Genomic DNA, 18,391 nt, shown 5'->3' with positions numbered 1-18,391 from the left:
TGTGAGCTGGTACTGCGGTTCAGTTGGCGGCGAGGAAGACGGCGTGCTCGTCGTTCCACGTGACGGCGACCTCGTCGCCGACCTGCACGGGCACGGCGATCGCGGCGGGGGTGCGCACGACAGCGGTGACGCCACCCGGCAGCTCGACCGCGGTCTTGGCCGAGGAGCCGAGGTACATGGTCTCGACGACGCGACCGACGACACGGGGGCCGGAGGTCGCAGCGTCCGCCGCGACGACGCGCAGGTTCTCGGGGCGCACCATGACGGCCACGGGCTCGGCGACCGTGCGGTCGGCGGGCAGAGGCAGGCGCAGGCCGCCGTCGATGACGAACGCGTCGCCGTCGACCGAACCGGACCAGATGGTCGACTCACCGAGGAAGTTCGCGACGAAGCGGTTCGCGGGTCGCTCGTAGAGCTCCTCCGCCGTTCCCACCTGGGCGATGCTTCCGTCGTTGAAGACCGCGATGCGGTCGCTCAGCGCGAGCGCCTCCTCCTGGTCGTGGGTCACGTAGATGAACGTGAGGCCGAGGTCGCGGTGCAGGCGCTTGATCTCGGTCTGCACCTGCTCGCGCAGACGCTTGTCGAGCGCACCGAGCGGCTCATCCATGAGGACGACGCGCGGGTTGTAGACGACGGCTCGCGCCACGGCGACACGCTGCTGCTGTCCACCGGAGAGCTGCTTGGGCAGGCGCTCCTCGAAGCCCTCGAGCCCGACGACCTTGAGCACGGCGCGGGCGCGCTCGTGCGCCTCGGCCTTCGCGACGCCGCGGCGCGCGAGCGGGAAGGCGACGTTCTCGAGCACGTTGAGGTGCGGGAAGAGCGCGTAGTGCTGGAAGACCATGCCGAGGTCGCGCTTGTGGGCGGGCACACGGGAGACGTCTTCGCCCGCGATGAGGATCTCGCCCGACGTGATGTCGAGGAAGCCCGCGATCGCGTTGAGGGTCGTGGTCTTGCCGGAACCGCTCGGACCGAGGAAGGTCATGAACTCGCCGCCGGCGATCGTCAGGCTGACGTTGTCGACGGCGTTGGCCGTTCCGTTTCCGTAGCTCTTGACGACGTTGCGGAGAACGACGGAGCTCGCATTCGTGGTGTCGGTCACGACTTGTCTGCCTTTCTGAGCAGTTGCGGGAGAAGGATGGCGGCCGACGTGATCACGACGATCACAGTCGAGGCCGCGGCGATCGTGGGGTCGGTCTGGAGCTTCACGCTCGTGTACATCTGCACCGGGAGGGTGCGCAGCGACGGGCTCTGCAGGTACAGCGCCATGACGACCTCGTCGAACGAGGTGACGAAGGCGAACACCGCGCCCGAGAGCATGCCGGGAAGCAGCAGCGGAAGCGTCACGAGGCGGAACGTCGTGAACTTGTTCGCGCCGAGGCTCGAAGCTGCGTGCTCGAGTCGGGTATCGAAGGTTCCGAGGCTCGCGGTCACCGCGACGATCACGAACGGCAGCGCGAGCATCGTGTGGGCGAGGACGAATCCGCCGAAGTTGCCCACGAGTCCCGTGCGCAGCGCGACGGCGTACACCGCGACGGCGGCGACGATCGAGGGCACCATCATCGGGGTGAGCAGCACGGTGCGGACCAGCTCACGTCCGCGGAACTCGACCCGGACGAGCGCGAACGAGGCGAGCGTGCCGAGCACGGTCGCGACGATCGCGACGACGACGGCGAGAACGAGCGAGTTGCGCAGCGCCCCCATCCAGACGTCGTCCGTGAAGAACTTGACGTAGTAGTCGAGCGACCATTCCTTGGGCGGGAACTCGAAGCTCTGCTTGCCGGTGAAGGACACCGGGATGATCACCAGCAGCGGCGCGATCAGGTAGACCGCGACGACGACGCCGATGATGCGGAGGTAGAGGGGAAGACGGGTTGCGGTGTTCATCGCTTGGTGGCTCCTGCTCCGAGCGCCTGCGAGAGGCCGACGAACCGCGTGACGACTCCGAGAAGCACGAGGATGATGGCGATCAGCACAAGCGAGAGCGCACCACCTCCGGCGAAGTCGAGCATGCGGATGATGCGGGTGTCGATGAGCTGGGCGACCATCGCCTCACGCGGCGAACCGAGGAGGGCGGGGGTCACGTAGAACCCGATGCTCATGATGAAGACGAGGGTGATGCCGGCGAAGATGCCCGGCATCGACAGCGGCAGGTACACCTTTGCGAAGGCGACGAGCGGGCGGGCGCCGAGGCTCTGCGCGGCGGTCACGAGGCGCAGGTCGATCGTGGAGAGCACGCTGTAGAGCGGCAGCACCATGAACGGCAGCAGCACCTGGGTCATGCCGATGACGACGCCGATGGCGGTGCCGCCGAGCTTGACGTCGCCGAGGCCGACGACGCTCAGCATCGCGTTGATGGGGCCGTTCTCCTGCAGGAGGACGATCCAGGCGAAGGTTCGCGCCATGAGGCTCGTCCAGAAGGGCAGCAGCACGATCGCGAGCATGATCGCTCGCGTCTTGTCCGACACCATCGTCATGGCGGCGGCGTACGGGTAGGCGAGGAGGAGCGTGACGAGCGTCACGATCGCCGACATGGCGAGCGTGCGTCCGAGCACCGTCTTCGACGTCTCGTCGTTGAAGAGCTTGACGTAGTTGTCGAGGGTGAAGTCAGGGTCGAAGAAGCTCTGCGACAGCAGAATCACGACGGGGATGATGAGCGCAAGTGCGACCACGACGAGCGCGGGGACCACGGGCAGTGCCCGCAGTCCCACGCGTCGTGGCCGGGGCTGACCGCCGCCACGAGGGCGACGGTCAGCCTGCGCGATTCGGAGCGATTGTGTGCTCGTCACGGGCGTTCTCCGGTATATCTCTTGGTGCGGTCAGGTCAGCCGATGGCCCAGTTGGTCCAGGCTTCGACGCCGGCGTCGAGGTTGTCGCCCCACCAGTTCATGTCCTGGTAGACCGAGGTCGAGAGGATCTCGGGCTCGATGACGTTGTACTGCTGGCCGATCTCGTCGAGCTGCGGCGTGGCGTTCAGGTTGCCGGGCGAGTAGGCGATCAGCTCGGCCAGACGGCTCTGCTGCTCGGCCTCGAGGGCGAACGCGATGAACTTCTCCGCGAGCTCCTTGTTCTTGGAGCCCTTGGTGATGGCGAGCGTGTTGTACGCGATCACGGCCTGGTCGAAGACCGGGGCGTAGGTGGCTCCGCCGCGCACCTGGGTGGCCGCACGGCCCGACCAGGCGATCATCATGTCGGGCTCACCCGAGACGAGGAGCTGCTCCTGCTGGGCACCGGTGTCCCAGAACACGAGGCTGTCGCGGATGGTGTCGAGCTTCGAGTACGCACGGTCGAAGTCGAGCGGGTAGAGCTCGTCCTCGGCGACGCCGTCCGCCATGAGCGCGGCCTCGACCGCACCGTAGGTGGCGTAGTTGCCGACGGCACGCGTGCCGGGGAACTTCTCGGTGTCGAAGAAGTCTTCCCAGCCCTTGGGCGCGGTGGCCGGGTCCGGGTAGGTCTCCGTGTTGTACATGAGAACCTGCGCGTACTGGATGATCGGCACGGCGCACGGCGCCACGATCTCCTCGGGCAGACCCTCGATCGCCGACTGGTCGATCTCCTCGAACAGCGTGCCGCAGTTCGGGTTGACGAAGAACGGGTCGTTGTCGGTGACGTCCCAGGTGATGTTGCCCGCGGCAACCATCTGTTCGATCTTGACGTAGTCGACCGGCGAGTCCTGGACGACCTTCACGCCGAACTTCTCTTCGAACGGCTTGATGATCGCCTCGGCGATGGCCTCCTGGTACTGGCCTCCCCATCCGGCGAAGTAGAGGGTGTCGCTGGCGGCGCCCTCGTTGTTGGAGCTGCCGCCGTCAGTGGTGCAGCCGGTGATCGTCATCGCGACGGCAACAGTGCCGGCGGCGAGGGCGAAGAGCTTGGTCTTCTTCATGTGTGATTCCCCAATATTCGAGTTGGAGGTGGTGCTTGGTTGTATAGACGACTATCTCAGCGGGTTGGTGGCGTGTCAACCCCAGACGCCCTCGTCGCCCGAAACGTAATCAGGCGTTTACACGCTCCGCTTCGAGCTCCGTGAGGATCTCGTCGAAGACATCGACGCAGATGTCGATCTCGTCCTTCGTGACGCACATCGGGGGCTTGAACTTGACGACGTTGCCCGAGTTCGCGAAACGGGTCTCGCCGAACATCACGCCGCGCTCCCATCCGCGCTCGAGCACCTGGCCGGTGGCGCTGATCGCGGGTGCCTTGGTCTCGCGATCCTCGACCAGCTCGACGCCGATGAGGAGGCCGGGGCCGCGCACCTCGCCGATGAGCGGGTGGCGCTCCGCGAGCTCCTTCAGGCGACCGGTGGTGTACTCGCCCATGCGCGCCGCGTTCTCGATGTAGTCGCCCTCGCGCAGGATGCGCAGGTTCTCGAGCGCCGCCGCCATGCTCGGCGGGAAGCCGCCGAAGGTGAGGGCGTCCTCGCCGGGGCCGAACGGCTTCATGTCCTCGCGCGCGATGATGCCGGCGAGCGGGTAACCGCCGGCGGCGGCCTTGCCGAAGACGAGGATGTCGGGGGTCACTCCGTAGTAGTCGGAGGCCCACATCTTCCCCGTGCGGCCGAAGCCCGTCTGGATCTCGTCGAAGATCAGGAAGACGCCGGTCTCGGAGCAGATCTCGCGCACGCGCTGGTAGTACTCGACCGGGAAGTCGAGCTGCGTGCCGTTGCCCTGGACGGGCTCCATGATGAACGCGACGGGACGCTGGGTGTGCGACGCGCGGATGACCTCGCGCAGGTCCTCGGCGCACTTCTCGGCCCACTCGCTCGGCGAGACGCCCTTCGGCGCACGGTAGGCGTAGGGCTGGCGCACGCGGATGGCCCACGGGATCTGCTGGTCGAAGCGACGCTCGCCGTGCGGCCAGCTGAGTCCCATCGTCGCGAAGGTGCGGCCGTGGTACGCGTCGTTGAGCGCGATGAACGGACCAGGGGTGTCGGAGTTCTTGAGCGCGAGGCGCATCGCCGTCTCGATCGCGGTGCTGCCGTGCAGGCTGAAGGCGACCTTGCCGAGGCCCTCGGGAGCGATCTCGGCGAGCTGCGCGGCGAGCATGAGCTGCGGCTCGGTCTGGTACATCGAGCGCACGTGGCTGAGCTGCAGCGCCTGCTGGTAGGCGGCCTCAGCGATCCGCGGGTCGGATCCGCCGATGTTGTTGGTCCAGGACTGCGAGGTGAGGTCGATGAAGGAGTTGCCCTGGTCATCCCAGACGCGCGCGCCCTCGGACTTCACGATCACCGGCTTGCGCACGCCCTCGGCGCCGAACCCACCCATCAGAGCCTTGCGGCCCTGTTCGAGCATCGCGTCTCGCGATTCCCCCATTGATCATTCCTTTCCTCGAAAACTTGATCTGTCACCAAGTTGACCACGGGGATGTTTCGCGAAGAAGTCGTTTGTTCGGATCACACGATCAGGGAAGCCGAAGACCCCAGATCCTGGTGGCGAACGAAGTCCACGAAGCGCCGCACATGCGGCAGATCCGAGCGCCACGTCATCGTCACGCGCGCGGGCTCCATGCCCGCGACGGGGATGAAGCGCACCCCTGGCGGGCGGAACAGCCGCGCCGCCTCGGTGGTCGTGAAGCTGATGCCCTGACCCCGCGCGACCGCCAGGTACTCGGCCTCGAAGGTGGCCGCGACCGCCGCGACGATCGCGGGACGGCCGCCGCGCGCCTGCGCCGCCATCCAGTGATCGCGCCACGACCCGGCGCTCTCCGGAGCAGCGACGACCGGCTCATCCAGGAGCTCCTCGATCGCCACCTCCTCGCGGCTCGCGAGCGGATGCGAATCCGGCAGGCACACCGCCCACTGCTCGGTCGCGAGATCGAGGTGGTGCAGCTCGGGATCGAGCACCGGCGAGCGGGTGAACGCCACATCCGCGGCCCCCGAGGCCACACCCGCCGTCGGGTCCGACAGATCGAAGCTGCGCGCCTCGACGGCATGCGCGGGGAACTCGCGCTCGAATCCGGTGATGACGCGCGTCAGCAGCTCCGCGCCGACGCTGTGCAGGTATCCCACGCGGATCGGGCGGATGCCGGCGACGCCGCGCACATCCGCGACGGCCGCCTCCGCCGACGCGAGAAGCGCCTGTGCGCGCTCGCGGAACAGCGTGCCCGCCGCCGTGAGCGCCACACCGCGCGCGCTGCGCTCGAACAGCGTCACCCGCAGCTCGCGCTCAAGCTGCTGCACGCTGAGCGAGAGCGCGGGCTGCGAGATGAACAGCAGCTCGGCCGCGCGGCGCATGTTGCCCTCGCGGGCGACCACGAGGAACTGCCGCAGCTGTCGAAGCGAGAGCTGCGCGTCCCCCGTGGTCGGCGAGGTCATGCCCCGCTGTCAGCCAGACGGTGCGCGATCGAGCGGGTCGCCTGCTCGTACTCGGTGTAGAGCGCGAAGCGCTCCTCGTACACCGCGACGGCAGCCGGGTTCGGCTCGTGCGAGCGGAGGATGTTCTGGGCCGAGTCGGCCGCCTCCGCGACATCCGAGAACCAGCCGAGCTCGGTCGCCGCGAGAAGCGCGGTTCCCGCCGACGAATCGGCGAGCTCCGGAACCTCGACGGGGATGCCGAGCACGTCCGAGACGATCTGGCCCCACGTGACGCTGTTCGCGCCACCACCGACAAGGCGTGCCTTCTCGGGGAAGCGATCGTGATCCTCGGACGCGTGACGGATCGACATCGCCACACCCTCCATGACGGCGCGCGTGAAGTGCGCGCGGTCGTGCACGGGGGTGACGCCGAAGAACGACCCGCGCTGCTTCGGATCCCAGAGCGGGCTCCGCTCGCCGTTCAGGTACGGGTGGAACATGAGCCCGCGGCTGCCGGCGGGAACCGTCGACACGTCGGACTCGGTGATCTCGTACGACTCGACGCCGCGCTCGGCGGCGAGCTCGTCGACGAACGACTCGCGGAACCAGCGGAACGACGCCGCCGCGAAGTTGGTCGCGGTGTTGACGTAGTACTGGCCGTCGATCGGGTGCTCGTAGGTGAGCGGACGCGTCGTGCTGGGCAGCGCATCCGTCACGACCTGCAGGTTGCCGGCCGTCGCGAGCTTCACAACCGCGTCGCCGGGGCGCACGCCGCCGGCCGCGTAGATCTCGGCGGCGCTGTCGGCCGTGCCGACATAGACGAGCGCGTCGAGCGGAAGGCCCGTGCGCTCGGCGGCGGCCGCCGTGACCGTGCCCACGACCGTGGTCGGCGTGACGATCTCCGGCTGCGCGACATCCGCGAAGCCGACGATCTCGAGAAGCTCACGGCTCCATTCGCGGCGACGCAGATCCCAGTACAGGGTTCCGCCGCCCTCGATGTAGTCGGTGAGGGTGTCTCCGCCCGAGAACGCCGAACGCAGGTAGTCCTTCATGTAGACCATGCGCACGGCCTTCTCGCGCACCTCGGGCTCGTGATCGGTGAGCCAGGCGAGGTGGGCGAGCGTCCACGTGGCGCTCACGTTGTTGCGTGTGACGTCGAGGATGAGGTCGCCGTGCGCCTCCTGCAGGCGGCGCACCTGCTCACCGCTGCGCTGGTCGTTCCACATGATCGCGTTGCGCACCGGACGGCCATCGGCGTCCAGGAGCACCGCGATGTGGTGGGGGGCCGAGAAGATCAGCCCGCGCACGGCGGCGCGCTCCGCGGCGCTGAAGCCGCTGAGCGCCTGGGCGACGCCCGAGAGCGCCGCCTCCCGCCACTGCTCGGGGTCCTGCTCGACCCACCCGGGCCGCGCGTAGATCGACGGATACGGAACGTAGACCGACGCGTGGATAGTGCCTTCGCTGCCGAGCACGGTCACCTTGCAACCACCCGTGCCGGCGTCGACTCCGATCACGTAGCCCGATGACACTGCGCTCCCACCAGGCGCAACACTCGACAGCGAAGGCACAGTCATCACCAGATCCCGAAGCCGAGCTTGCCGGGGTTCAGGATGCCCTTGGGGTCGAGCTGACGCTTGATCCCGAGGAGGACGTCGAACGTCGCACCCTGCTGCTCACGCATGAGGCGGCCGAGCTTGAATCCGATGCCGTGGTGCTCGTTGAGCATGCCGGTGTGCTCGAGGTTGATGCGCGAGCAGGAGTCCCAGATCTCGTTGTGCAGCTTGAGCGCCTCGGCCGCGTCCGCGGGCGGGTTGTCGATGTAGAAGCGGTCGTAGATCATGCCACCCCACGGGTACCAGTGCGAGAAGTGCGCCGTGTACTTGACGTCGTACTGAGCGTACGTCGAGAGCACGTGGTCGCGCTTCGCCTGGTAGAGGCCGGGCAGCTTGTCGAACGTGGTGAGCGTCTCGACCGTGCCGTACATCTTCGGGTAGCCGGGCTGGAGCGGCGGGCGGTAGAAGTCGTAACGGTGCTCCCACCAGTGCTCACCCTCGGAGTCGGGGCGCGCGATGCCGCCGACCTCTTCGCAGATCTCGCGGATGCGCGCGATCGTGGGCTCGGCGATCGCCGACTGTCCGTCGACCATGATGATCGAGTTGACACCCGAGAGGTCGTGGCCGGTGTCCTGCAGCGAGCGCTTGGTGGCGCCGGCGTCGTAGAGACGGATGACCGCGGGGCGCAGACGCTCGGTCATGATGCGGCGCGAGGCCTCGATGCCGTCTTCGACGGTCGGGAACTCGTAGACCGCGAACAGGCGCGTCTCGGGCAGCGGGTCGAGCTGCATGCGGATCTTGGTGATGACACCGAGGGTGCCCTCGGATCCGACGAACAGCTGGAGGAGGTCCGGGCCGTTGGCGTGGTTCGGCACGGGAAGCGTCTCGATGATGGTTCCGTCGGCGAGCACGACCTCGATCGAGAGGACGAGGTCCTCGGCCTTGCCGTACTTGGTCGACATGACGCCCGAGCCGCGGGCGGCGAGGTAGCCGCCGAGCGACGCGATGGCGAACGACGACGGGTAGTGGGCGAGCATGAGGCCACGCTCGTTGAGCGCGAGCTCGAGAACCTCGCCGTTGATGCCGGGCTCAGCCGTCAGCACGAGCGACTTCTCGTCGATGTCGATGATCTTGTTCATGCGCTCCATGCCCAGGACGATGCCGGGGAGGAACGAGACGGCGCCGCCCTGCGTGCCGGAGCCGAGGCCACGAACGACGACGGGAACCTTGTACTCGTTGCAGACGCTCATGACCGCGGAGACCTGCTCGGTGGTCTCGGGGGTGACGTAGAAGTAGGGGACCGCGATCTCCTGCTCCTTGGCCGTCCACATGACGGAGACCCAGTACTGGTCCACGGCGACGGCCTTGAGCTCGTCGGCGTCGTCGCGGACGTTCTCCTGGCCGACTGCGCGGATGAGGTCGGTTCTGAACTGGTGCAGCAGCAGACCGGAAAGCTCGTGCATGAATGCCCTTTCGAGTGACTTGTATAGACGAGCATACGGATTGCCGGATGCGTCCTCAACCCCCGATCCGCAGAATGATCCGAAAACCGAGAAGTACGCGGGTGCGATACCCTCGCTAGGCACGGTCGCACCACGCCGTCAGGCCCCCCGCATCCCGCCGAAGTCGCACACGACGCGCCACAGGAGACGCCGTATGACCCCCGCCGAGCCGCGAACCACGTCGCGACACGAGCCCTACTACTCGCTCATCTCGAACGAGATCCGGGGGCGCATCCTCTCCGGCGAGCTCAAGATCGGCGACAAGCTCCCCTCCGAGACCGAGCTCGCCTCCGAATACTCCGTCTCCCGGATGACCGCGCGCCACGCGATCACCGAGCTCGTCGACCAGCACCTCGTCGAGCGCATGCAGGGCCGCGGCGCATTCGTCATCGGCGACAAGATCGAGCGCCGCATGCGCGCGTTCTCCGGATTCCACGAGGACATGCTCGCCCGCGGCCTCCATCCCGGATCGCGCACCGTGTCACGCGAGGTGCGCCGCTGCACCACGACCGAGGCGCGCCTGCTCGCACTTCGCCCCCACGAGGAGGTGCTCGTCATCACGCGACTGCGTTCACTCGAAGGCACCGACCTCGGATGGCAGCGTCTCGTGATCGCCCCCGACCTCATCGACGAAGTTCAGCAGCTCAACCTCGACGAGACCTCCTTCTACGCCTTCCTGCGCGAGACCGGTCGCCCCATCGCGCGTGCCCACCAGAAGGTGGAGGCCGTGCTCGACGCGCCGGTCGCCGAGCTCATCGGAGCCCTCGAGCACACGCCGTTCCTGCGCTTCGAGAAGGTCTCGTACCGCGAGGGCGACATCCCCGTCGAGATCCTGACCTCCGTGTTCCGCGGAGACCGCTTCGCGTTCGACATGGATCTCGCCGAGTAGGCCGACCGTGAGCCGCCCCCTCGAGGTCGTATCGGTGGTCGATGCGGTCGCCAACGACCTGCGCGACCGCATCCTCTCCGGCGAACTCGTGGCGGGCACGCCCCTCGGCGAAGCCAAGGTCTCGGCCGCCTACGACGTCTCGCGTCCGACCGCGCGCTCCGCGATCGATGCGCTCGTCGCCGCGCGTCTGCTCGTGCGGGGGGCGCACAAGACCGCGCGGGTGACCTCGCTCACGGCATCCGACGTGGACGACATCTACGGCGCACGCGCGGCCGTCGAGTCGGAGGTCGTGCGCCGCCTGGCGGCGGGACGCGCTCGCCCCCAGCGCGCAGACGCCGCCAACGCCCGCATCCGCGAGCTCGAATCCGCGGAGCCTCTCGCGGTGGTCGGCCCCGACATGGAGTTCCACCGCGCGCTCGTGGATGCGGCGGGCAGCGAGCGGCTCAGCTCGATCTACGCGCTCCTCGCCGACGAGGTGCGCCTGTGCATGACGCAGGTGCAGAGCGCGGCGCTGCTCTCGACGACCGACATCGCCGCCCAGCACGCGCGCATCCTCGATGAGATCGCAGCGGGCGATGCGGCCTCCGCCGCGGCGAGTCTGCAGCAGCACCTCGACGCCGCTCGCTCTCGACTCCGCGACTCGCTCGAGAGCTGACCTGCGGGCGGAACCTCGACGGAAGACCCTCCGTCGGTACACTTGTCAGACAAGTTTGCCGACCGAACCCGTTGGATCGATGATGACCGCCCACACGCACTCCGCACCCCGCACCCTGCACCCGCGCGTCACCCACGCCGTCGCCGACCCGGCGCGCCTGCGCACCCGCACGATCGACCGCGTCGCCTACGCATCCGACGCCTCGCACTATCTGCTGACCCCCGATGCCGTGATCGTCGCCGCCGACGCCCAGGAGGTCGCCGCGATCCTGCACGGCGCGCAGTCGAGCCGCACCGCCGTCACCTTCCGATCGGGCGGCACGAGCCTCTCCGGTCAGGCCAGCAGCGACTCCGTGCTCATCGACACCCGCAAGCACTTCCGCGGCATCGAGGTGCTCGACGGCGGCCGCCGCGTGCGCGTCGAACCGGGCGCGACCGTGCGTCAGGTGAACGCGCGCCTGCTGCGCCACGGGTTCCGCCTCGGCCCCGACCCGGCGAGCGAGGCCGCCTGCACGATCGGCGGCGTCATCGCCAACAACTCCAGCGGCATGGCGTGCGGCGTCACCGAGAACACCTACCGCACCCTCGAATCGATGACGCTCGTGCTCGCCTCGGGCACCGTCATCCGCACCGCCGACCCGGATGCCGACGCCCAGCTGCGTGCGACCGAGCCCGAGCTGTTCGACGGGCTTCAGCGCCTCCAGCGCCGCGTGCGAGAGAACCCCGAATCGGTGCGACTCATCGAACGCCAGTTCGCGATGAAGAACACCATCGGATACGGCATCAACGCGTTCCTCGACTTCGAGCGCCCCGTCGACGTGCTCGCACATCTCGTGATCGGAAGCGAGGGCACACTCGCCTTCGTCGCGGAAGCGATCTTCCGCACCGTGCCCGTCATGCCGCACATCACCACCGGCCTCGCCGTCTTCCGCACCCTCCAGGACGCCACCCGGGCCCTGCCCGAACTCGTCGCGACGGGTGCGGCGACCCTCGAGCTCATGGACTCCACGAGCATCCGCGTCGGCCAGACGCTCGCCGACGCTCCCCCGCAGATCCTCGGCTTCGAACCGCAGGGCGAGGCGGCCCTGCTCATCGAGTACCACGCCGACGACGCCACCGAGCTGCTCACCACCGCCCAGCTCGGCGCCACCGCCCTCTCCGGGATGCCGCTCGTCGCGCCGTTCGCGTCGTCCGTCGACCCGGTCGAGCGGGCGCGTGCGTGGAAGCTGCGCAAGGGCCTCTACGCGAGCGTCGCGGGGGCCCGCCCGAGCGGCACGACCGCGCTGCTCGAGGACATCGTCGTGCCGGTCCCGGCCCTCGCCGAGACCTGCGAGAGCCTGCAGGTGCTGTTCGACCGCTACGCGTACCGCGACAGTGTGATCTTCGGTCACGCGAAAGACGGCAACATCCACTTCATGCTCACCGACCGCTACGAGGGCGATGCCGCGATCGGACGCCTCGTGGACTTCACGGAGGAGATGGTCGACCTCGTGCTGGGCGCCGGCGGCAACCTCAAGGCCGAGCACGGCACCGGTCGCGCGATGGCGCCCTACGTGCGCCGCCAGTACGGCGACGAGCTCTACGACGTGATGTGCGAGCTGAAGCGCCTCTTCGACCCCGCGGGCATCCTCAACCCCGGCGTCATCATCGACGACGACCCGGATGCGCACGTTCGCCACATCAAGCTCGCCGAGACGATCGAGGTCGAGGCGGACCGCTGCGTCGAGTGCGGCTACTGCGAGCCCGTCTGCCCCTCGAAGGACCTCACTCTCACCCCGCGCCAGCGCATCGTGGTGCGCCGCGCGCAGGCCCGCGCCGAGGCCGCCGGCGACACCCGCACGCTCGCCGAGATCGAGCGCGACTACGACTACAGTGCCGTCGACACGTGCGCCGCCGACGGCATGTGCCAGACCGCGTGCCCCGTGAAGATCGACACCGGCAGCCTCGTGAAGCGCCTGCGCCGCGAAGGCCAGTCGCCCGTGCTCGACGCCGGCTGGAAGGTGGCGGCGCAGCAGTGGGGCGCCGTGACGCGCGTCGGCGCCGTCGCGCTGACCCTGGCGGACGCCGTGCCCGCGCCGCTCGTGCGCGCCGCGACGACGGTGGGCCGCGCCGTGCTCGGCGACGACACCGTGCCCGAGTACGGCGACGACCTCCCCGGCGGCGGCTCCGCCCGTCGCGGTCTGCGCGGGCTCCAGGGTTCGGGCTCCGGTGCGCCGCTCGCGATCTACCTGCCCGCGTGCGTCGGCAGCATGTTCGGCGCCGCGGCCGGCGGCATCGGCGCGACAGCCGCCTTCGTCGCGCTGTGTGAGCGCGCGGGCGTGCTCGTAGAGGTGCCCGACCAGATCGAGAGCCTGTGCTGCAGCACCCCGTGGACCTCGAAGGGCATGGCCAAGGGCCGCCAGGTGATGCTCGAGCGCGTCGCCGCCGCGGTGCGCGAGGGCGCAGCCTCCGGTGTGCGCATTGTGAGCGACGCCGTGAGCTGCACCGAGGGATTCGCGAAGCTCCTGAAGGATGCCGGCATCGAGGCGGATGTCGAGGACGCCGTCGACTTCGCCGCGCGCGAGATCCTGCCGCGACTGGGGGATGTCACCCCGCTCGTCGACTCGCTCGTGCTGCACCCCACGTGCTCGTCCACCCAGATGGGTGTCGACCCCGCACTCACCCGCATCGGCGCCGCCGTCGCCCAGACGGTGACGGTTCCGGATGCGTGGGGCTGCTGCGGGTTCGCGGGGGACCGCGGCATGCTGCACCCCGAGCTCACCGCCTCCGCGACTGCCGCCGAAGCGGCCGAGGTGCGCGAGATCGGCGCCGACGCCCACGCGTCGTGCAACCGCACGTGCGAGCTCGGCATGACCCGCGCCACCGGCGAGGACTACCGCCACGTGCTCGAGCTGCTTGAGGAGGCGACGCGCCCCTAGCGCACGCGCGGTGCGCAGAACGCCGAACGGCCCCCGGATCCACTCCGGGGGCCGTTCGCGCACATCGCGTCAGCGCTTCTTCTTGGCCTTGTGCAGCGTCTTCTCGTCGACGGGTGCCGCGCCCGAGGCGCGGAGCTCGGCGTAGTACGCGCGGGCCTCGTCCTGGCGGATCTGCTCGGCATCCGTCGCGTTCGGTGCGCGCAGCAGCTCAGGCGTCAGCCCGAACGCAGCGACGAGGTCGAGCGCGTGCTCGCGGATGCGCGGCAGCAGACGGTCGTCGATGTAGGCCGTGATCGCCGCCGCACGGTGGCCCGAGAGGCGACCGTGGATGAGGTACCAGGCGGCATCCTTCTCGATGAGTCCGAGGCCGAACAGGTCACGCAGCCAGGTGAGCACCTGCTTCGTGTCACCCTCGGGCACCTTCGCGAGCGCCCGCGTGAACGCCTCCCACTGCAGCAGCTCGCCATGGGCGCGCGCCGTGGCGATGAGGTCGTTCTGGTAGCGGTTGAAGAGCGCCGCGCCGTCCTCAGGCGAGAGCTTCGACGCCGGGCGCAGCTTCGCCGCGAGCTCGCCGACGGCCGTGTGAACGCGGTCGGTCAGCAGCTGGCGCTGCGAGTCCTCGTCGCGCACGAAGCCCACCGACCGCGCGGTCGAGCCGAAGTCGGCGATCGACTGGCCGAGCTGACGCAGACCCGAGCGGTTGACCGCCGCCTCGCCCACCTGGCCGGCGACGTAGTGCGCCATCGTGCCGGCATCCGCGTTCTTGAACTTCTTCGCGTAGTCGGTGAGCAGACGCTTGGCGACGAGCTGCAGCAGCACGTTGTTGTCGCCCTCGAACGTCGCGAAGATGTCGAGGTCGGCGCGCAGCTGGGTGAGGCGGTTCTCGGCGAGGAAGCCGGAGCCGCCGCACGCCTCACGAGCCTCCTGCAGGATGTCGAGGGCCGCCCAGGTGGACAGCGACTTGAGCGCCGCGGCGATCGTCTCGAGATCCTCGCGGGAGTCGGTCGTGTCGTTGACGCCCGAGAACACCTCGTCGAAGAGGGTCAGGAACTCCTCGTGCGCGAACGACATGGCGTAGGTCTCTGCGAGGCGCGGGAGGAGGCGGCGCTGGTGCCGGCCGTAGTCGAGGAGCACGACCTCCTCGCCCGTTCCGCCAGCGAACTGGCGGCGCTGCGAGGCGTAGGCGAGGGCGATGTGGAGCGCTGCCTTCGAGGCGAGCACCGCCGAGCCGTCGAGCGAGACGCGACCCTGCACGAGAGTGCCGAGCATCGTGAAGAAGCGGCGACCGGGGCTCTCGATGGGCGAGGTGTAGTCGCCGTTCTCGTCGACGTCGCCGTAGCGGTTCAGCAGGTTGGTGCGCGGCACGCGCACGTTCGTGAAGTGCAGGCGCCCGTTGTCGATGCCGTTGAGGCCGCCCTTGAGGCCGTCGTCCTCGCCGCCGATGCCGGGCAGGAAGGCCCCCTGCTCGTCGCGGAGCGGCACGTAGAACGCGTGCACGCCGTAGTTGACGCCCTTCGTGATGAGCTGCGCGAACACCACAGCGGCGCGGCCGTGCAGTGCGGCGTTGCCGAGGTAGTCCTTCCAGGCGGCGCGGAACGGCGTGTGGATGACCCACTCGTCGGCGGCCTCGTCGAACGTCGCGGTCGTCGCGACGGCGGCGACATCGGATCCGTGGCCCGTCTCGGTCATCGCGAACGCGCCCGGCATCTCCAGGGAGAGCGTCGCCGGGAGGAAGCGCTCGTGGTGCTCCTCGGTGCCGAGGTGCAGGATCGCGGCCGCGAACAGGCCCCACTGCACGCCCGACTTGATCTGCAGCGACGGGTCGGCGAGCACGAGCTCCTCGAAAGCGGCGATGTTGCCGCCGTGGTTGTCGCTGCCGCCGAAGCGCTTCGGGAAGGCGCGCTGGATGGCGCCGCGCTTCACGAGACCGTGCAGCTGCCCGAGCACGCGCTCGCGATGCTCGGCGAGCGAGAGGTTGCCCTGGTACCAGAACTCGGGATCCGAGGCGACGGCGCGGGACTCCTTGCGCTCGGCGGCCCACTGCCCGAGGAGGTACTCACCGAGCCAGGCGACGTCGACCTCCAGTGCGGCAGCCTGGTGGGCTGCGTCACGCGGGGTGGCGACCTCGGGGGGCAGTTCGGTGCCCACCTCGGGACGGGATTCGGTGCGCGTCATGGCATCCTCCTGGGAAGTCGGTGCGGTGACCTCACGCTAGGTCGATGGCTCGCGGGTGGCGAGATCGTCGTCCGCGGCGCACGACGCACCCCGCGGCAACGCCGATGGGAGTTGTGGAAACCCACCAATCGCGACCCCGCGGGCGTCGGAGGAGCTACAACTGCGAGCCGGCGATCGAGAAGGTGTCGCAGTGCTGCGGACCCTTCGTGCGCCCCACCTCGAACCACTTCTCACGCTGCGCGCTCGACCCGTGCGTCCACGACTCAGGGTTCACCTGGCCCGTCGCCGACTCCTGGATGTTGTCGTCTCCGACCGCCTCCGCGGCGCTCAGCGCATCGCGCAGGTCGGCATCCGAGACCGTGAGGTACGGCACGCCGTTCGCATCCGTCGTCTTCTCGGCGGCACCCACCCACGCGCCCGCGAAGCAGTCGGCCTGCAGCTCGAGGCGCACGCCGTCCGAATCGGGCCCGGTCTGGCTGTTGTCGATGCGGTCCATCTGGCCGATGAGGTTCTGGATGTGGTGGCCCCACTCGTGGGCGACGACGTAGAGCTGGGCGAGGGGGCCCGTGCTCGCGCCATAGCGGCTCGAGAGTTCGTCGAAGAAGCTCGTGTCGATGTAGATCGACTCATCCGGCGGGCAGTAGAACGGGCCCACCGCGCTCGTGGCGTTGCCGCATCCGGTGCTCACGCCTCCCTCGAAGAGGATGAAGTTCGCGGGCGACCGGTAGCCCTCGACGCGCGACTCCCAGTAGGTGTCGAGCGAGGCGTACGCGCCGTCCATGCGGCAGTCGAGGTTCGTGTTCGCCTCACTGCCGAGCTCGCAGTCGACCTGCGCCGACTCAGCCGAGCCGCCCGATCCGCTGAGGATCTGCTCGGCGAGCGGCGCCACGTTGACACCCGTCAGCTGCGAGACGATGAAGGCCACGATGGCGATGAGCCCCACGCCGCCTCCGGCTGCGATCCCGCCCTTGGTGCGGCGGCTGACGCGCCCACGGCTGATGTCGGCGTTGTCGTTGAACGTCATACGACGACGTTAGTTCTCCGCGCCACCTCCGGCGAACCCCGCGCGGCGCTCACCCCAGCAGGCGCGCGCTCAGCGGCGTTCGCGGTGGAAGAAGCGGCCGACCTTCTCGCGCACGGTCGAGGCGGGAGGCTCGTTGTAGACGCCCGCGAACTCCTGGCCCGAGAGCTTCTGGATCTGCGCCATCACGGCATCCGTCGCCTCGCGGCGAGCGCGACCCGACGTCGCCGGACCGAACGAGGACAGATCCATCGGCTCGCCGAACTTCACGGTGACCTTCGCCCGTCGAATGGGGCCCTTGCCGCCCGGCTGCATGTCGTCGGTGCCGATGAGCGCCACAGGCACGACCGGCACGCCCGCCGTGAGCGCCAGCCACGCGACGCCCGTGCGGCCGCGGTACAGGCGACCGTCGCGCGAGCGGGTTCCCTCGGGGTAGATGGAGAACGCCTCGCCCGCCTCCAGCACGCGCAGCCCCGCGTCGAGCGCATCCTGCGCCGCCGAACCTGCGCCGCGCTCGACGGGCACCGCGCCCACGCCGCCGAAGAACGCCTTCTGGAACGCACCCTTCAGACCGCGCCCCGTGAAGTACGAGGACTTCGCCATGAACGACACCGAGCGCCGTGCGACGAGCGTGATGACGATGCTGTCGATGAACGCGAGATGGTTGCTCGCGAGAAGCACCCCGCCCGTCTTCGGCACGTTGCGGCGGCCGATGACGCGAGGGCGGAAGATCAGCCGCGCGAGAGGGGAGAGCAGCAGCCGGCTGAGGAAACGCATTAGCTCAGGTTCGCAAACCATCATTCCCTCCGCGGCATGCAACGCCCGAGGAAATCTCCCCCGAAGAGGGGAGGACTGCCCCGACCCGTCGAGGACGGCTCACCCTAGACTCAGGTCATGCTGCCCTTCCTCATCGTCGGCGGAATCGGCCTCCTGCTGGTTCTGGTCTCCCTCCTCTTCGACGAGATCCTCGACTTCCTCGACGGCGCGATCTCGGGAACAGCGGTCGGAAGCGCGTTCGTCGTCTTCGGCGCCTCGGGTGCCATCGCGATCTCGAACGGCCTCCCGGATTGGTCGTCGTACCTCATCTCCGGCGTCATCGGCGTGGCCGTGTACATCGCGGTGCAGCTGCTCATCCGCAGCCTCCGCCGCAGCGAAGACGGCACCCCGAGCTCGCCCGTCGGCCTCTACGGCGTGACGCGCTCCAACGTCACCACGACCTCGGGCGAGGTGAGCCTCGACGGCCCCGGCGAGATCGAGACGCGTCTCGCCTTCGCCGACGAGCCGATCCCGCGCGACACCCGCATCCGCGTCATCGAGATGCAGGGATCCCGGGTGCGCATCGAGCGCGCCGTCTCGACCACCCCCACCGACTGACCACCACCACCTCCCA

Annotated in this window: 15 protein-coding genes; 4 read left to right on the top strand and 11 right to left on the bottom strand. The window is 69.0% G+C overall.

The annotated features are described in order from the left end of the window. Window positions 1-19: 19 nt before the first annotated feature. The 8 genes from HCR12_RS00910 to HCR12_RS00875 all read right to left on the bottom strand — a co-directional run bounded on the left by HCR12_RS00910 (window position 20) and on the right by HCR12_RS00875 (window position 9,305). The gene (locus HCR12_RS00910; protein WP_166868545.1) at window positions 20-1,099 is read right to left on the bottom strand and encodes an ABC transporter ATP-binding protein; all 1,080 of its coding nucleotides are present in this window, start codon (window positions 1,097-1,099) and stop codon (window positions 20-22) included. Further along, entirely contained in the window at window positions 1,096-1,884 is a 789-nt protein-coding gene (locus HCR12_RS00905; protein ID WP_166868543.1) for an ABC transporter permease, read from the bottom strand. The genes HCR12_RS00910 and HCR12_RS00905 overlap by 4 nt, the downstream gene beginning before the upstream one ends. Beyond that, window positions 1,881-2,708 (bottom strand): ABC transporter permease, encoded by an 828-nt coding sequence (locus tag HCR12_RS00900; RefSeq protein ID WP_166868541.1) that lies wholly within the window; start codon window positions 2,706-2,708, stop codon window positions 1,881-1,883. The genes HCR12_RS00905 and HCR12_RS00900 overlap by 4 nt, the downstream gene beginning before the upstream one ends. A 113-nt stretch (window positions 2,709-2,821) precedes the next feature. Continuing rightward, entirely contained in the window at window positions 2,822-3,883 is a 1,062-nt protein-coding gene (locus HCR12_RS00895) for an ABC transporter substrate-binding protein (RefSeq protein WP_166868538.1), read from the bottom strand. A 109-nt stretch (window positions 3,884-3,992) separates the two neighbouring features. Then, entirely contained in the window at window positions 3,993-5,309 is a 1,317-nt protein-coding gene (locus HCR12_RS00890; protein ID WP_166868536.1) for an aspartate aminotransferase family protein, read from the bottom strand. 80 nt (window positions 5,310-5,389) lie between these two features. After that, complete coding sequence (locus HCR12_RS00885) at window positions 5,390-6,310, bottom strand: LysR family transcriptional regulator (RefSeq protein WP_166868534.1); 921 nt, start codon at window positions 6,308-6,310, stop codon at window positions 5,390-5,392. Continuing rightward, complete coding sequence (locus HCR12_RS00880) at window positions 6,307-7,803, bottom strand: xylulokinase (RefSeq protein ID WP_166868532.1); 1,497 nt, start codon at window positions 7,801-7,803, stop codon at window positions 6,307-6,309. The genes HCR12_RS00885 and HCR12_RS00880 overlap by 4 nt, the downstream gene beginning before the upstream one ends. Before the next feature lie 59 nt (window positions 7,804-7,862). Further along, a complete protein-coding gene (locus tag HCR12_RS00875) occupies window positions 7,863-9,305 on the bottom strand; it encodes an FAD-binding oxidoreductase (protein ID WP_166868530.1) in 1,443 nt (480 codons plus the stop codon). A 193-nt stretch (window positions 9,306-9,498) separates the two neighbouring features. On the opposite strand from HCR12_RS00875, the gene HCR12_RS00870 reads away from it, so the two are divergent. The 3 genes from HCR12_RS00870 (at window position 9,499) to HCR12_RS00860 (ending at window position 13,805) form a co-directional block, all read left to right on the top strand. Continuing rightward, the gene (locus tag HCR12_RS00870; RefSeq protein WP_166868528.1) at window positions 9,499-10,233 is read left to right on the top strand and encodes a GntR family transcriptional regulator; all 735 of its coding nucleotides are present in this window, start codon (window positions 9,499-9,501) and stop codon (window positions 10,231-10,233) included. Window positions 10,234-10,240: 7 nt separating this feature from the next. Then, complete coding sequence (locus HCR12_RS00865; protein ID WP_166868527.1) at window positions 10,241-10,888, top strand: GntR family transcriptional regulator; 648 nt, start codon at window positions 10,241-10,243, stop codon at window positions 10,886-10,888. Between the two features lie 82 nt (window positions 10,889-10,970). Then, a complete protein-coding gene (locus HCR12_RS00860) occupies window positions 10,971-13,805 on the top strand; it encodes an FAD-binding and (Fe-S)-binding domain-containing protein (protein ID WP_370589321.1) in 2,835 nt (944 codons plus the stop codon). A 69-nt stretch (window positions 13,806-13,874) separates the two neighbouring features. Here the strand turns inward: HCR12_RS00860 and HCR12_RS00855 are convergent, their stop codons facing one another. The 3 genes from HCR12_RS00855 to HCR12_RS00845 all read right to left on the bottom strand — a co-directional run bounded on the left by HCR12_RS00855 (window position 13,875) and on the right by HCR12_RS00845 (window position 17,778). Beyond that, window positions 13,875-15,980, bottom strand: coding sequence for an acyl-CoA dehydrogenase family protein (locus HCR12_RS00855; RefSeq protein WP_166868523.1), 2,106 nt, complete (start codon window positions 15,978-15,980; stop codon window positions 13,875-13,877). A 154-nt stretch (window positions 15,981-16,134) separates the two neighbouring features. After that, the gene (gene ypfJ / locus HCR12_RS00850; RefSeq protein WP_166868521.1) at window positions 16,135-17,004 is read right to left on the bottom strand and encodes a KPN_02809 family neutral zinc metallopeptidase; all 870 of its coding nucleotides are present in this window, start codon (window positions 17,002-17,004) and stop codon (window positions 16,135-16,137) included. A 69-nt stretch (window positions 17,005-17,073) separates the two neighbouring features. Continuing rightward, entirely contained in the window at window positions 17,074-17,778 is a 705-nt protein-coding gene (locus tag HCR12_RS00845; RefSeq protein ID WP_224763561.1) for a lysophospholipid acyltransferase family protein, read from the bottom strand. Window positions 17,779-17,895: 117 nt separating this feature from the next. On the opposite strand from HCR12_RS00845, the gene HCR12_RS00840 reads away from it, so the two are divergent. Continuing rightward, window positions 17,896-18,375: an NfeD family protein gene (locus tag HCR12_RS00840; RefSeq protein WP_166868517.1), complete on the top strand. Its 480-nt coding sequence runs from the start codon at window positions 17,896-17,898 to the stop codon at window positions 18,373-18,375. Window positions 18,376-18,391 lie beyond the last annotated feature (16 nt).

Origin of the sequence: Salinibacterium sp. ZJ70 (genome assembly GCF_011751865.2) — a bacterium.
In the GTDB taxonomy this organism is placed as follows: domain Bacteria; phylum Actinomycetota; class Actinomycetes; order Actinomycetales; family Microbacteriaceae; genus Homoserinibacter.
Note: the sequence above shows the minus strand (reverse complement) of the source record. Positions and strands in the feature narration are given on the sequence as shown.